This is a genomic window from Vulcanisaeta distributa DSM 14429, assembly GCF_000148385.1.
GTDB lineage: Archaea > Thermoproteota > Thermoprotei > Thermoproteales > Thermocladiaceae > Vulcanisaeta > Vulcanisaeta distributa.
On record NC_014537.1, the window covers coordinates 1,340,051 to 1,352,925 of the forward strand.

Annotated in this window: 16 protein-coding genes; 9 read left to right on the forward strand and 7 right to left on the reverse strand. The window is 43.7% G+C overall.

Annotation, left to right across the window (positions count from 1 at the left end; all coding sequences use genetic code 11):
* Positions 1 to 78 precede the first annotated feature (78 nt).
* From VDIS_RS06930 to VDIS_RS06940, 3 genes are read right to left on the reverse strand one after another with little or no spacing between them, the layout of a single operon-like run.
* Positions 79 to 831, reverse strand: coding sequence for an MBL fold metallo-hydrolase (locus VDIS_RS06930; protein ID WP_013336520.1), 753 nt, complete (start codon positions 829 to 831; stop codon positions 79 to 81).
* Between the two features lie 47 nt (positions 832 to 878).
* Positions 879 to 1,199, reverse strand: a complete 321-nt coding sequence (locus tag VDIS_RS06935) for a hypothetical protein (RefSeq protein ID WP_013336521.1) — start codon at positions 1,197 to 1,199, stop codon at positions 879 to 881.
* Between the two features lie 34 nt (positions 1,200 to 1,233).
* The gene (locus VDIS_RS06940) at positions 1,234 to 2,187 is read right to left on the reverse strand and encodes an NAD-dependent epimerase/dehydratase family protein (protein WP_013336522.1); all 954 of its coding nucleotides are present in this window, start codon (positions 2,185 to 2,187) and stop codon (positions 1,234 to 1,236) included.
* Positions 2,188 to 2,300: 113 nt separating this feature from the next.
* Between VDIS_RS06940 and VDIS_RS06945 the strand changes: the two genes are divergently transcribed.
* The gene (locus tag VDIS_RS06945; protein ID WP_013336523.1) at positions 2,301 to 4,373 is read left to right on the forward strand and encodes an MFS transporter; all 2,073 of its coding nucleotides are present in this window, start codon (positions 2,301 to 2,303) and stop codon (positions 4,371 to 4,373) included.
* Positions 4,374 to 4,441: 68 nt separating this feature from the next.
* Here VDIS_RS06945 and VDIS_RS12850 read toward each other — a convergent pair whose 3' ends face one another.
* Positions 4,442 to 4,585 carry a hypothetical protein gene (locus tag VDIS_RS12850; protein WP_013336524.1) on the reverse strand — a complete coding sequence of 48 codons (144 nt, stop codon included), beginning with the start codon at positions 4,583 to 4,585 and terminating at the stop codon, positions 4,442 to 4,444.
* 155 nt (positions 4,586 to 4,740) lie between these two features.
* On the opposite strand from VDIS_RS12850, the gene fni reads away from it, so the two are divergent.
* Positions 4,741 to 5,817 (forward strand): type 2 isopentenyl-diphosphate Delta-isomerase, encoded by a 1,077-nt coding sequence (fni, locus tag VDIS_RS06950; protein ID WP_013336525.1) that lies wholly within the window; start codon positions 4,741 to 4,743, stop codon positions 5,815 to 5,817.
* Positions 5,818 to 5,889: 72 nt separating this feature from the next.
* Positions 5,890 to 6,312, forward strand: a complete 423-nt coding sequence (locus tag VDIS_RS06955) for a zinc ribbon domain-containing protein (RefSeq protein WP_013336526.1) — start codon at positions 5,890 to 5,892, stop codon at positions 6,310 to 6,312.
* A 2-nt stretch (positions 6,313 to 6,314) separates the two neighbouring features.
* Here VDIS_RS06955 and VDIS_RS06960 read toward each other — a convergent pair whose 3' ends face one another.
* A complete protein-coding gene (locus VDIS_RS06960; RefSeq protein WP_013336527.1) occupies positions 6,315 to 7,130 on the reverse strand; it encodes a 50S ribosomal protein L2 in 816 nt (271 codons plus the stop codon).
* Between the two features lie 65 nt (positions 7,131 to 7,195).
* Between VDIS_RS06960 and VDIS_RS06965 the strand changes: the two genes are divergently transcribed.
* Positions 7,196 to 7,738 carry an endonuclease gene (locus VDIS_RS06965; protein ID WP_013336528.1) on the forward strand — a complete coding sequence of 181 codons (543 nt, stop codon included), beginning with the start codon at positions 7,196 to 7,198 and terminating at the stop codon, positions 7,736 to 7,738.
* A gap of 3 nt (positions 7,739 to 7,741) precedes the next feature.
* Positions 7,742 to 8,041 carry a hypothetical protein gene (locus tag VDIS_RS06970; RefSeq protein WP_013336529.1) on the forward strand — a complete coding sequence of 100 codons (300 nt, stop codon included), beginning with the start codon at positions 7,742 to 7,744 and terminating at the stop codon, positions 8,039 to 8,041.
* Here the strand turns inward: VDIS_RS06970 and VDIS_RS06975 are convergent.
* A complete protein-coding gene (locus tag VDIS_RS06975; RefSeq protein ID WP_245522469.1) occupies positions 8,038 to 8,946 on the reverse strand; it encodes a radical SAM protein in 909 nt (302 codons plus the stop codon). The two genes, VDIS_RS06970 and VDIS_RS06975, sit on opposite strands and share 4 nt — an antisense overlap.
* A 78-nt stretch (positions 8,947 to 9,024) precedes the next feature.
* On the opposite strand from VDIS_RS06975, the gene VDIS_RS06980 reads away from it, so the two are divergent.
* The 4 genes from VDIS_RS06980 to VDIS_RS06995 all read left to right on the forward strand — a co-directional run bounded on the left by VDIS_RS06980 (position 9,025) and on the right by VDIS_RS06995 (position 12,284).
* Positions 9,025 to 9,615: a rhomboid family intramembrane serine protease gene (locus VDIS_RS06980; RefSeq protein WP_013336531.1), complete on the forward strand. Its 591-nt coding sequence runs from the start codon at positions 9,025 to 9,027 to the stop codon at positions 9,613 to 9,615.
* A gap of 60 nt (positions 9,616 to 9,675) precedes the next feature.
* A complete protein-coding gene (locus VDIS_RS06985) occupies positions 9,676 to 11,475 on the forward strand; it encodes a peptide-N4-asparagine amidase (RefSeq protein ID WP_013336532.1) in 1,800 nt (599 codons plus the stop codon).
* Between the two features lie 138 nt (positions 11,476 to 11,613).
* Positions 11,614 to 11,847 (forward strand): hypothetical protein, encoded by a 234-nt coding sequence (locus VDIS_RS06990; protein WP_148678280.1) that lies wholly within the window; start codon positions 11,614 to 11,616, stop codon positions 11,845 to 11,847.
* Positions 11,848 to 11,933: 86 nt separating this feature from the next.
* Positions 11,934 to 12,284 (forward strand): hypothetical protein, encoded by a 351-nt coding sequence (locus VDIS_RS06995; RefSeq protein WP_013336534.1) that lies wholly within the window; start codon positions 11,934 to 11,936, stop codon positions 12,282 to 12,284.
* Positions 12,285 to 12,377: 93 nt separating this feature from the next.
* Here the strand turns inward: VDIS_RS06995 and VDIS_RS07000 are convergent, their stop codons facing one another.
* Entirely contained in the window at positions 12,378 to 12,752 is a 375-nt protein-coding gene (locus VDIS_RS07000; protein ID WP_013336535.1) for a PaREP1 family protein, read from the reverse strand.
* Positions 12,753 to 12,875 lie beyond the last annotated feature (123 nt).

A 12,875-nucleotide genomic window follows, 5' to 3' on the forward strand; every position in this document is an offset into this window, starting at 1 on the left:
CTTTGATATTATTCAAATTATTACCACTTATTACTACCTCAACATCATTAAATGAACAATTTATATGCTAATAATTAGTTATTTCAATTTCTGAACATCAAGCGGTGTGCATGGCAATGGTATGATAATACCAACATCATTACCAACATTACTTAGTATGGGCGGTTCCACGTAATAATGAATCGGCATTAAGTACTTAACACCGGCTTCCCTGGCTATTTGAATTGACTCACTCGTCGTTGAATGACCATGCAAATGGGACGCCTCCTCAGTGCCTGGGTTCCCTGATGCCTCGTGAATTAGTAATGTGCAGCCCTTGGCGAGGTTAACTATATTCTTTGTTGGCCTTGTATCACTGCTATATGTTATGCACGAGCCATCAGTCGCATCAATCCTATACGCCAGGGTCTGCACTGTGTGGTCGGCCAATACGGCTGTGATCCTGTAATCATGAGTGATTAACACGGTTAACGGCTCTGGGCTTGGGTCAATTGGGTGGAATTCTATTGCTGATAGGTATTGCGGTATACCTAATGCGTCAAAGAGTCTTTGTAGATCCACATCCCTAGGCCCATAAACCTTAAGCATCACCCCCTTAGACCTTGCAAATAGCGCCAGGGTTGATAGGCCCATTACATGATCCCCATGCCTATGCGTTATGAGCACCAAGTCTAGGTCATTCACGTCAAAGCCGCACATCCTCAAAGCCCTATATGCGCCCTCACCAGCATCAATTAAAATCCTTGAATTACCAACCTCCACAAGTAGTGATACATTACCAAGTAATGGGTTTGAAACCCAACCACCAGTTCCAAGTGGAATTACCTTCACGGCATTGATAAAACTCCAGTAATTATAAGGAGTACTACATGATTAAGTCATATTAGGAACGCTAATTCAAGCACGGCAAGTAGGGCGCCTATCAATGTCCACCAAGTAAAGACCAGGTTTAACGCAGCAACCACAATACCCAACGTCCGAACCTCAGGATCATTCTGCCTAGATATTAATAATGCACCAGCGCCTATGTTCATTATGGCCAGGGCAATAACTATCAATGTTAACGCCCAGAGAATCGTAGTACCTATGTTAGGTATTGGCACTAGGATAAGTGATGCAACACCGAGGAGAATAGCTGGGATGAGTAGGAAGGCTCCACTAACGAGCATTAATACACCGGCAACCCTGGGCTCACTCATCAAGACCACTCATAAATAAGCCATTAAATACTTACTACCCATAAACCCTCCTAAGCCAATCAACCATCTCCTTAACACCAACATCAATAGCAGGCTCAACATCACCTAATACCCCCCTCGTACTTCCGCAATCATACTGCACATTAATGTATTTAAGCAACGAACGAACACCACTCGGTAGAAACAAACCAATAAGGCTAGGCGGTAATGGCAATCTGACACCGCTAACTCCCAGGAAATTAGCCATTAGTTCTGCGAAGTCGCCTAAATTGTACATGGTGCACTCAGTTGCATAGAGAAACGTATTCCTAAACTCCTCACTAACAGCCAATTTCTCGAGCATTCTTACCAGGTAACCCACGTAAATCGCACCAATAAATCCCTTAACCTGAGGCACTAGGCCCATCCTCACAAGCCTATAAAGGCTCAGGAACTCATTATGATCATTGTAATAACCATAAACAAGGGTCGGTCTAACAATGACGTAATTAAGGCCCTCATTACCTAGCTCTTTAATGGTTCTTTCGCCATCGCATTTAGACCTTTCATAATCACTCCTGGGATTTACGTAAGAGAAATCACAGTGTGCTGGTTCTTCCTTTATGAAATTACCTATTTTTCCTGAGGCTGCTGAAGCACTTATGTGAATCAGCTTTATTGATTTATCAATACTTAGTATTGCCCTTGCAATATTGCGGGGAACTTCAACATGGGCATTCCACAACTCATTCCATGAACCACTTAGCAGGCCCACTGTATTAAACACGTAATTTGGCTTAACGTTATTAATTAACTTCATCAGATCTTCGTAATTACTCGGGTCTAGCCGGTGAGGCTTTACGTTCAACTTCAGCAGGTCCTTCATCATCAGTGCTTTACTACCGTGAATTGACCTATAGGTTATATATACATCAAAACCCCTATCAACTAAGTGCTTAGCTAGGTTCGTCGCAATGAACCCAAGCCCAATGATTAAAGCCTTCTCCACAATGTCTTATTTATGACAAATAGTAATTAAGTCTTTCCCTAAATAGAGAAAATAGCCGATATCACTAACAAAGAAGGTTTTATAAATGCTGAGTACCCGAATGCCATAATCGTATGCAAAGAGAACTATGGGTATCAATAAGTGAAAGTCAGAGAAGGGCCGTATTGATAAATGCGTTCCTTGGAGCGCTGCTTGGATCGATGAATATCTCATCAGTTGTAATTGCACTACCCGCGATACTCAGGGGTATTGGACTAAGTATTAATTCATCAATAGGTTTCATGATAATGGCATGGATAATGTTCGCATATCCACTGATAATGGCAATAACCGTGGCACTCATCGGCAGGCTATCTGACATGTATGGTAGGGGTAGGGTATTCACGATAGGTGACATTGTATTTACCACAGCATCGCTACTACTGGGATTAACGCCAGGTTACGGTGCCATTGCTGGGATTCAAATGGTTATTTATAGATTCGTGCAAGGCCTAGGTGGATCAATGATGTTTAGTAACAGTGCTGCTATAATAACTGATGTTTTTCCACCAGAGCGTAGAGGTGTGGCACAGGGGGTCGTAGGCATATCGTTTAGTGCAGGTAGCATATTGGGTTTAGTGATTGGTGGTTTATTAGCAACAATTAACTGGAGGTGGGTATTCCTATTTAACGTACCGGTGGGTGTGGCCAGTATTATATGGGCGTACAGGAGCGTTTATAAATTACCTGCTGGATTCGCAAAGGCTAAGATTGACTGGATTGGTGCATCATTATTAACTACGTCATTAGTGCTCCTGCTAATGGGATTAATGCTATCAATGATGCCTTACGGAGGGTCATCACTCGGCTGGGGCAATCCAATGGTTTGGGTATTACTTGGCGTTGGCGGTGCCTTGTTCGCATTATTATTCTTCATTGAGTCTAGGATTCCTGAGCCAATGCTTAGGGTTAAGCTATTCAGGATTAGGCAGTTCACCTACGGCGTGGTGAGCAGTCTCTTCCTGTTCCTCGCCCAGGGAGCCAATGTATTCGTCTTATCACTGCTCTTACAGGCTATTTACCTGCCACTTCATGGCGTCCCATACGCCGACACACCTCTTTGGGCTGGGATATACCTAATACCGAGCAGTATCACCAACGCCATTTTTGCACCAATAGGTGGTAAGTTGCTGAATAGGTTTGGTGCCAGGGTAGTATCCACACTCGGTGCTATATTACTTGCGGCAAGCTTCGAATTACTAACATTACTGCCAATAACGAACTTCAACTACATATGGTTTGCAGCAATACTACTATTAATGGGCGCCGGCTCAGGCCTATTTCAATCACCAAACCTCGTATCAATACTAAGCGCCGTACCACCGACAGAGAGGTCAGCCGCATCTGGGCTGAGGGCTTCCATGCAAAACATAGGCCTATTAATGAGCTTTGCAATATTCCTAACACTAATCCTGACCGGAGCCTCAACAGTACTTACGCAGTCAATATACAAGGCGTTACTAAGTGCCGGAGTCCCAATGCTCGACGCCGAAAAGCTCGTGTCAATACCACCAGTATACGCGCTCTTCGCAGCGTTCCTAGGTTACGACCCAATAAAGACCTTGGTTGAGCAGGCAGGTATATTATTACCAGCCAATGTGTTCAGCAACATTGATAAGCTAACCTTCTTCCCAAGCGCAATAGCGCCTGCCATGGCAGTCGGCTTCTACTACGCATACCACACGGCGGCCATACTTGCCATACTTGCTGCAGTATTCTCATACTTAAGGGGCAGGGAGGCTTTCCATCATACCATTGAGACGGTACAGGCGGGTGCAAGGAGCACGGCAAAGGTAATTGAGCAAACAAATACCCCGGACCCAATAGGTAATAAGGTCACTAACGGCGTCAATGGTAATATTGATATTAAGTCAGACCCAATACTACGAAAGACCTATGCAGCATACTTGCTAATGAATACTGAGCTTAGTGATACTGTATTAAATAGCATAACGGGTAAGGAGCTTGTGTATGCGATAGCCATCACCTCGGGATTACCTGACTGGTTCGTAAACTTCGTGAATAGCATAAACGACTGCCAATTTACCAATTCAACAATAGAAACATTGACTAAGTATGTAAGCGTACCAGATTGGTTAAGTGAAGTTGTTAATGCATGGCTTAAGATAAAATCATCAAATAGTTAAGGACGTAAAATATTTTGAGAAAACACGATCATTTTAATAAGATATTATTTTCAATTTAAAATAGCAAATCATAGATATAGCGTGTATGCCCTATTTCCACTCCATAAAATAGCCTTACCATCCCTCAAATACTCAATAGCTGTGTATCCTCTGTATATTCTCCTTTCCGTATTTACCTGGTTATTCTGCGATTTGTTTTTGTTCATGAACATTTTCTTATCACCGAGATGGTATGGGAATTGCTCTGTTAATAAATTTATATTGTGAAATGGGTTTAATCAATATATTTACTCTTAATAACTATATAGGTTATAGATTACATGATACTTAGGATAAGTTTTTATTTCGTTAATTAACATGAACTTAAATGATTGAGAGTAGGAAGGATGACCACATTAGAATAGCCTCGGGACAAAACGTTGAGGAGGGTAACAACCTATTCAATGAGGTACAATTAATACATATGGCGTTACCTGAAATTGACCTTGATGATGTCGATACGTCAATTACGATATTTAATAAGAGGTTGTCGTTTCCATTCATTATTGGCGCAATGACTGGTGGTACTGAGACTGCCGAAAAAATAAACACCATACTCGCTAAATGCGCTGAGGAATATGGTATTGGTATGTACGTTGGCTCTCAGAGGGTTGCCATAGTCAAGCCTGAGACTGCCAGGAGCTTTAGGGTCGTTGCAGAGAATGCGCCAACCGCCCTTAAAATAGCCAACCTGGGTGCTCCACAGGTCTCTAGGCTTGATGAGAAGGTGCTTAGTGATTGGGTTTCCCAAGCAATAGATATGATTAATGCAGATGCAATAGCCATTCATCTAAACCCTGCCCAGGAGGTTTTCCAGCCTGAGGGTGAGCCCTGGTTTAGAGGTGTCATTGATAAGCTTAGGTTCATTAAGAGGGTGGCTAATAGGCCGTTGATTGTTAAGGAGGTTGGTAATGGAATATCCATGGAGGTCGCCAAGGCCCTTGTTTCTAAGGTTGGTCCTGACGCCATTGATGTCGCCGGCACTGGAGGTACTTCGTTCATAAGGATAGAGAGTATAAGGGCTGGGACAACGGATGAGGCTGACGTATTCAGTGGTTGGGGAATACCAACTGCGATATCCATTTGTGAGGTTAGGAGTGTGTACAACGGCGTAATAATCGCCTCAGGGGGCATTAGGAGTGGGCTTGATGGTGCCAAGGCAATAGCCATTGGAGCTAATGCCTTCTCAATGTCAAGACCCCTTCTATTAGCCGCACTTAAAGGTTATGATGAAGCCAAGAGATTCATCGGTAAGTTACTTAGGGAATTTAAGATTGCCATGTTCCTCACAGGCTCGAGAAGTGTTGATGAACTCGGTAAGGCACCGATTGTGTTTGGTCCAACGATTATTTCCTGGCTAAGCCAGAGGAATATACCCTGCAAGCACATCCGGCGTTTTATGTAATATCATTACCGTAATTATTCGGGAATTAGCATAAGCATTTTATAGCAAATGAGTTGACTTCATAAATGAGGTATGTCTATTCAGGGTATTTCATGCCCGAGGTGTGGCTCCAGGAGGATAGCAATCGTTGTTTCAGAGTCATTAACATTCAAGTGCCTGGACTGCGGTTATACTTGGTCACCAAACCTGCCAGCCCAGGGCTTAGTGCATACTAAGGCAGGTGATATTCATTGGACTGAGATTAAGAAGATCATGGAGGATGCTGTAAATTACGTCATAAGCCTACTTAATGAGGGTGTCGTTAATTGTAATGACATTATTAACAAGGTCCAGGAGAAGTACGGAAGTTATTTATCGTCACGTGAGGTGCTTAGATCCATAATAAATGGGGCCAAGAGGTACCTTGAGGATATTAGGTATAGGGACGTTAATAAATACTCAGCATTAAGTGTTGAATTGAATAAATGCAGGGAATTGATGAGTAGGGGTGGGTGACCTTATTCTGACGGCATTGCACTTGTTCTCTTATTCTTAAGTCTCGTCTTCTTCGGATAGCCAGATGCCCAGACTCTCTTACCCCTCGGCACAATCTGTGGACACCTCCTGCCAGTGCACCTTGGTGCTATTATACCAACCTTCTGACCAGGTGGTGCAGTTCTCGGCACCGGCGTCTCACCCTTCTGATGACTACCACCACCATGTGGATGCGCGTATGCGTTCATCGCCTTACCCCTAACCGTTGGGTACTTCCAGGACTTAGCAAGTGATCTATAGTACTTGGCGCCTGCCTTAACCATGGGCTTCTCAATCCTACCGCCGCCAGCCACGATGCCTACCGTTGCCCTGGCCCTTGAGTCTATCTCCATGACCTTACCACTGGGTAGTTGAACAACAGTGGTGCTATCCTTATGAATGAGGACTACGGCGTAAGTACCGCCCGATCTAACGAACTTACCACCATCATTAATCCTCTTCTCAATATTGTAGATCATGGAGCCCTCGGGAATCTTACCGAGCGGAAGTATGTTGCCTGGCATTGGCTTGGCCATTGCGCCAATCTCTATCACCTGACCCACGTACATGCCCTCAGCCGCGTAGTTGAGGAATTCCCTACCATCCTCAAGCGCTATCCTAGCTACAGGGGCGTTAAGCCCAGGTACATGCATCAGTTCCTTAACAACGCCCCTAACTACGCCGTTAAGCTCAGCCTCGCTCATGGGTAAATACCTAACAGGTCCTTCCCTAATCCAGCTTGGGCTTCTGAATTGCGAACCACCTCTCCCGCGTCTCTGCACTAGTATTCTCTTGCCCACGGTTAATCCCGTTAATGGTGATGGGTAGTGGGTTTTTAAATATTTACATTGATGGGTAATGCGGAATGAGGGATTCGAAGAATCAGGAAAAAACCATAGTCGTTAGGAAGACTGGGACTGATGAGTATAGTCTTGTTAAGATTAGTAATGGTGATGTCCATGAATTCGAGGAGAGGGGTATTGGCGATGTGAGGGATGGTACCATGGTCCTAAGGCCCATAGAGCTCGTGTACTTATCCATAATTGGTTACAGGGTGTTGATTGACGGCAATGAGGTTGGTGTGGATGAGTTGATAAAGGAGGTGAAGAGTCCGCACGCCCTAACGGTTTACCTGGACATGAGGAAGAGGGGTTACTTCATAAAGCCCGTGATTAATGGCCCCGTGGACTTCCTGGTGTGGGATAAGGGTAAGAGCCCCGTGAATTCAAGCCCGAGGTATATGATAAAGATAGTCACTGAGGGATTGGGTATACAGGTAATGGAATTACTGAATGTGTTGAAGTACAGTGAGAGCATGGGCACACAATTGGTCCTGGCTCTTGTGAGCTCCGAGGGGGTTATCACTTATTATAAGGCATTTACATTTAGGCCTGTTAAGGGTGGTTGATTCATGGTCACGATTAAGGACATCGAACAAGTATTAACTATGGTTAGGAGTAAGGGGCTTAAGGTCATTATCAGGTTGAGGAAGTCGAGGAACATGATTGCCCTTGAGAAGGAGATTAGGGCCTTGAGCCCTGAGGGTAATTACGTGGCCTGGGCATCAGCATTTCCAGCGCCGCCTCACCAAATCATTGATGCGTATGGAATAGCCTCAATAGAGATTTACTGCAGGAATGAATTGATTAAGCAATTGAGTGATTGGAGGGAGCTTGTTAAGGAGCTCCAGTTACTAAATGAGTGTCGTTAGTAGTTCTCAACGGTGTATTCCTTACCGCCAATCCTCAACTTAATGACCACACCACCTTCGCCCCTACTCTCCACAGTACCATCATCAAGCGCAACCTCATTCCCAGCACTAACCCTCATATTAATCCTAAAAAGCCTAGCACCAATTTGGGCTAGGTCCTTGTAGCGTGACGTGCATACGTTGACGTTTACCCAGGGCCACTTCCTCCTAATCTCACTGGCTATTTTTATACCGGCGTCAACACTGCCTATAACACTACCGTCAGGCCCTGGTTTATAGCCCATGCTTATTAAATTGCTTATGTTCGCAGGGCTTACGTCAAGTTCATTCAAATTTACGAAACTTATCAGGCCATTACTAATGAGAAGTTCAGCAACCTTAACAATATCATCCTCAAACCTGGGCAGGGCAGGCACCTCAAGGCCGAGCTCAACACCTGCATCCTTAAGTATCCTGAGCAAATCGAGCTTACCACTTAACTGGGTCGTGTTTATTGCGTGTATTCTAACCTCATCAATACCACTACCGGCCAACTTCTTAATGGCCTCCTCATTAATGTTCAGGGCGTGGGTATACATGTGTATATGAAAGCCCCGCCCATAAGTGTCCTTAAGCAACTTCACCAGCGTAACCACCCTATCAACAACCATTATTGGATCACCACCTGTTATCGCTAATCCATTTGACCCAGCCCTATCCAACTCATCGATTATATCATCTGGGAACTTATTGACTGGCCTATCGTTAATGAACATCACATCCCTACCAAACCTATCCCTATTGACAGGGCAGTAGAAGCAGTTCAATGGGCATAAACCCGTTATGAATAGCACGCTCTTAATACCCAATTGGCACTGTCTACATCCTCTAGCGAACTCCCCAAACACTATATTGAGTCGTTTCATTGCCCAGGAGGTTATGACGTACCCCCTTATAAATGCATGTGCGTTAAGCATTTTAATGAATTAAAGCTGCGATAGACGATGTATAGGTTTAGAAACACATTAATTGCCTTCATAGTATCAACAGCACTCACAATACCAATATTCATAGCCATGAACATGAACCAGGCATCCTACGAAACAATGGTCGCACTACTAGGTAGTACATGGCCTCCAATAACCCCCTGGGGCTTCATAACGGCAATATTCGCGCACCCGTCATATGCGGATTACTTCTTCGACATGCTCACCCTGTGGATGATTGGGCCGTACTTTGAGACCATGTTCGGGACCAGGAACTTCTGGCTAACCTTCATGCTTAGCGGCATAGCCTCGGCCCTCTCACCAATACTCTACTACGCAATGGGAACCCCAGTCCTCGTCGGCGGTTCATCGGGTGCGTTATTTGGGCTTATAGGCTTTATCATAGCCACACCGCACAGGGGCGTGATATTGGCGAATCCAATTAACATAATAGCAATAATATTCCTACTATCACCACTGGCCTTCGCCTTCGGCATAGCATACCTAGGTCATCTACTCGGCTTTATAGTGGGCATAATAACTGGTTACCTATACGTGAGGAGGGAACAGCGCTTTAACTATGTAAAGTATTTCGGCTTTGCTATTTAATGGTTGCTACTTGGAATAGAAACAATAATACTTAATAATACAACAAGTAGTGTATAAACTATGATAGGGATAGGCCTTAAGTACGTAATACTTGTGTCAATAACAATCCTACTGGCGATGGCGATGATCACCAGTGCAAACCAGGTGGAACATCCGCAGATCTATAACATGACAACGCCCCTCAGTAAAGACCCATTCGTTACGTATAATGGCTTCTACTCCTTCGAGGCATATCAACCACTGCCACCAAGTACTAGGCCCATAGTAATTCCAATATTCGTCAATGCCATATTCCCATATGAATTAAACAATGCCTACGCAACGGTACCGCAGAGCAGTACTGTATGTATACCATCAGGCACGTACAGTCTCATTATACTGAATGTGACAATAATGGAGACCGGCGGTCCTCAGTACGATAGGGCATTCTACATATTCGCCAATGGAGTACCAGTATTTTGGGGTTCAACGCAGGAGATACTGAATTCATCGGCTTGGTCTGACCTAACAATCTTTGAGAACATGCTCTCCGGCTCATGCATAACCTTCAAGGCGTTACTACCCAATTGGATTGTGCCAAGCATAGGCGTCACAGGCTATTACATAGTCAACGTGACACTTTATCTATACCCAGGGCCTGAACCCAACGGCTTACCTAATTACTTCATACCAATTGCGCCTAATTCCTATGGGGTATCCCTAATAGGGCTTAATCCATTCCATGATAAGGTAACGTTAATAACAAACATACCCAGTGGGACGTATAGGGCTGTGCTGCTCATGTACATGGAGGGCGGTGAATTAGATGAATTCTGGTACACGAATGAGCCTGCCACCCGCGAACTCCTTGTTTACTATAATAATTACCTGGCTGCCGTCTTTAACCCATTCGAGACCATATACACTGGAGGTATTGACCCATTCATGTGGAAGCCTATGCCATCAATAAACACATTGTCATTTCATAACCCATACATGGCCGACATAACGCCATTACTTGCTACGGGCATTAACGACGTTAATATTACATTGACTATGACGAACCTATACGAGGCATACGAATTGACGGGACTGCCCTACTTCACCTGGACAGTATCAGGAGTACTCATGCTATGGGTTAACGAATCGAACCCAATGGTTAGTGGTCAATTAATAACTGCATACTCAAGCTTCTACGATTCCGGACCTATCTTCTCAACAACATCCACGGGCTTAACAGAATATATGGAGTATGGCAATTATACGCTGAATTACGTATCGAGACTAGTCTTTGAGCACGGCATTGAAGTGGCATCCTTCGAGCAGTCCGGCGTGTTTAATGCCTATCAATTATTTAATGTTGTAATGGAATATGGTATATTAAGCGAGAACTTCACTGAGTCATCATCTGAGAACATAAATGGCGCCGACCTATTCACAATGAGCCTCGCCTATAAGTACCCAATAATATTTAACGTAACCGCCTACGTAACACCACTGGCGCCGCCAACCTCATACCCATACCCAGCCGCGTATATTCAGTATGCCACCGTTAACCTAGGGATGGACGCACATGAACACTACTCATTACCGGGCATGGACTATAAGACTGACGTACTCGAGTCCCTTAACTCCTACGGCTTCATGAACCTGACCCTACAAATAATCAATCCGTACGGAGGCGCAGTAGTCACTGGAATATCCGGCAACTACGCTAGGACAAGTAAGGACTTAATAGCTGTGCACACATACTCATACCCAACGGGTATATCCAGTTACCTAGAGAAGTTCAGTGCGTTAGCGATATCGCCAAATGCCACGGACTTAATCGGTTATTATCAATACGTAATGCTGAGGTTAATGAGAATAGGCAGCGGCTGATGAATTAATTAGGGCTAGAAATTCAAAGTCACAACGAATTAGAAATAATTCTAATTCGAAACATAATTAATTAATGCATATAAGGACATTGTTGTATAAGCATAATGGAGTATGAATAAGACATTGGTTATTATAATTATGTCATTTGCAATATTGACAGTAATACTGGTAATGCTCACGCTCATTTACGGTATACCTGCAAAAACACTAAAACTACTCTTTATTGCCTTATTACCAGAAATAGAACGAACATACATACCTTCCACATGTCCCTATTACGATGGTTATTGGTTCACAAACAATTATAACATTGCCACGATATTGAGATTAGGAAGTAACTCAATAATCGTTGGTAAGAACTCGATCATATAATAGGTATTGATTACTCCTCTAAAGATACGTACACCTTCATAGTAAATAAGCCAAGAGGGGTATTAATATTCACGTACTTCCCAGGAATGCTCTCACCAATCATAATGCCTAATGTCAGTGGTACTATAAAAATTATGATCATAAACTCAACCCTATACTTAGCAGTAAATTCAAGCAAACCACTGAAACTTACTTACTCCTACCTACCATACTCATTGGGTAATTACGTAAATATGTGCATAGACTCCCTAGCATGTATACCGGCGCATAATGTGTATGATGGGTATGTGTATGTCTACGTATTCTTCATAGAACGAACATTAAATCAGAATCCGACATTAGGTATATACCTTATGTCGAACTGCATACTTTACGACCTAAGCAATTGTAACTATCACAGTAAAACGGTCTACATATACTTCAACAGGAATAGTTAAGGTCATTCGTGACCCCATCATCACCAGGTCAGTGGCGGCACAACCCAATCACTAAAGATAACCAGCACAACTGGGTAATTAATCCTTAAGTCGTTATCCACTCATTAATTCTCTGATTAGGTTCTCGATTTTATTAATGGCGTAACTAACCTCATCTGGTTCGTAAACGCCTTCGTAAAATGCCTCATCATGGAGAGTCCTCATTAAATCGCTGTATAATGCCCTTAAGTCTTCGCGACCAATCTCTCTGAGAATCCTCCTACGTTCACCGTGGTTCCTGGGGATTACCCCAGTCTTTCCGTAAATGAATGCGTTTATGGCTATGATTAATGCGAGGAATGCCTTGTCTGCTGCATTCCTGTATAGAAGCATATCCTTTAACCTGAGAGCTTTATCAAGCTCCTCCTTGGCATAGTTTAGAACCTCCAGCGCACTCATGAACATGGCACTCAAGGCATTACTCGACATCCCCAAGGCAAATTACTCATTGCGGTTTAAATAACTATCAGCCCTCCAGGTGCTCATCACCGCCTCTGGTGTCCCGACAGCCATCATCACCCATTAATCCATTGCGTGGTAGCTTTATAAGGC

Excerpts from the sequence above, each read along its gene's own strand:
- VDIS_RS07000 (WP_013336535.1), bottom strand. The coding sequence starts at position 12,752 with ATGTCGAGTAATGCCTTGAGTGCCATGTTCATGAGTGCGCTGGAGGTT.
- VDIS_RS06945 (WP_013336523.1), top strand. The coding sequence starts at position 2,301 with ATGCAAAGAGAACTATGGGTATCAATAAGTGAAAGTCAGAGAAGGGCC.
- VDIS_RS06965 (WP_013336528.1), top strand. The coding sequence starts at position 7,196 with ATGAGGGATTCGAAGAATCAGGAAAAAACCATAGTCGTTAGGAAGACT.
- VDIS_RS06985 (WP_013336532.1), top strand. The coding sequence starts at position 9,676 with ATGATAGGGATAGGCCTTAAGTACGTAATACTTGTGTCAATAACAATC.
- VDIS_RS06995 (WP_013336534.1), top strand. The coding sequence starts at position 11,934 with ATGCTCTCACCAATCATAATGCCTAATGTCAGTGGTACTATAAAAATT.
- VDIS_RS12850 (WP_013336524.1), bottom strand. The coding sequence starts at position 4,585 with ATGTTCATGAACAAAAACAAATCGCAGAATAACCAGGTAAATACGGAA.
- VDIS_RS06975 (WP_245522469.1), bottom strand. The coding sequence starts at position 8,946 with ATGAAACGACTCAATATAGTGTTTGGGGAGTTCGCTAGAGGATGTAGA.
- VDIS_RS06935 (WP_013336521.1), bottom strand. The coding sequence starts at position 1,199 with ATGAGTGAGCCCAGGGTTGCCGGTGTATTAATGCTCGTTAGTGGAGCC.
- fni (WP_013336525.1), top strand. The coding sequence starts at position 4,741 with ATGATTGAGAGTAGGAAGGATGACCACATTAGAATAGCCTCGGGACAA.
- VDIS_RS06970 (WP_013336529.1), top strand. The coding sequence starts at position 7,742 with ATGGTCACGATTAAGGACATCGAACAAGTATTAACTATGGTTAGGAGT.
- VDIS_RS06990 (WP_148678280.1), top strand. The coding sequence starts at position 11,614 with ATGTCATTTGCAATATTGACAGTAATACTGGTAATGCTCACGCTCATT.
- VDIS_RS06955 (WP_013336526.1), top strand. The coding sequence starts at position 5,890 with ATGTCTATTCAGGGTATTTCATGCCCGAGGTGTGGCTCCAGGAGGATA.
- VDIS_RS06980 (WP_013336531.1), top strand. The coding sequence starts at position 9,025 with ATGTATAGGTTTAGAAACACATTAATTGCCTTCATAGTATCAACAGCA.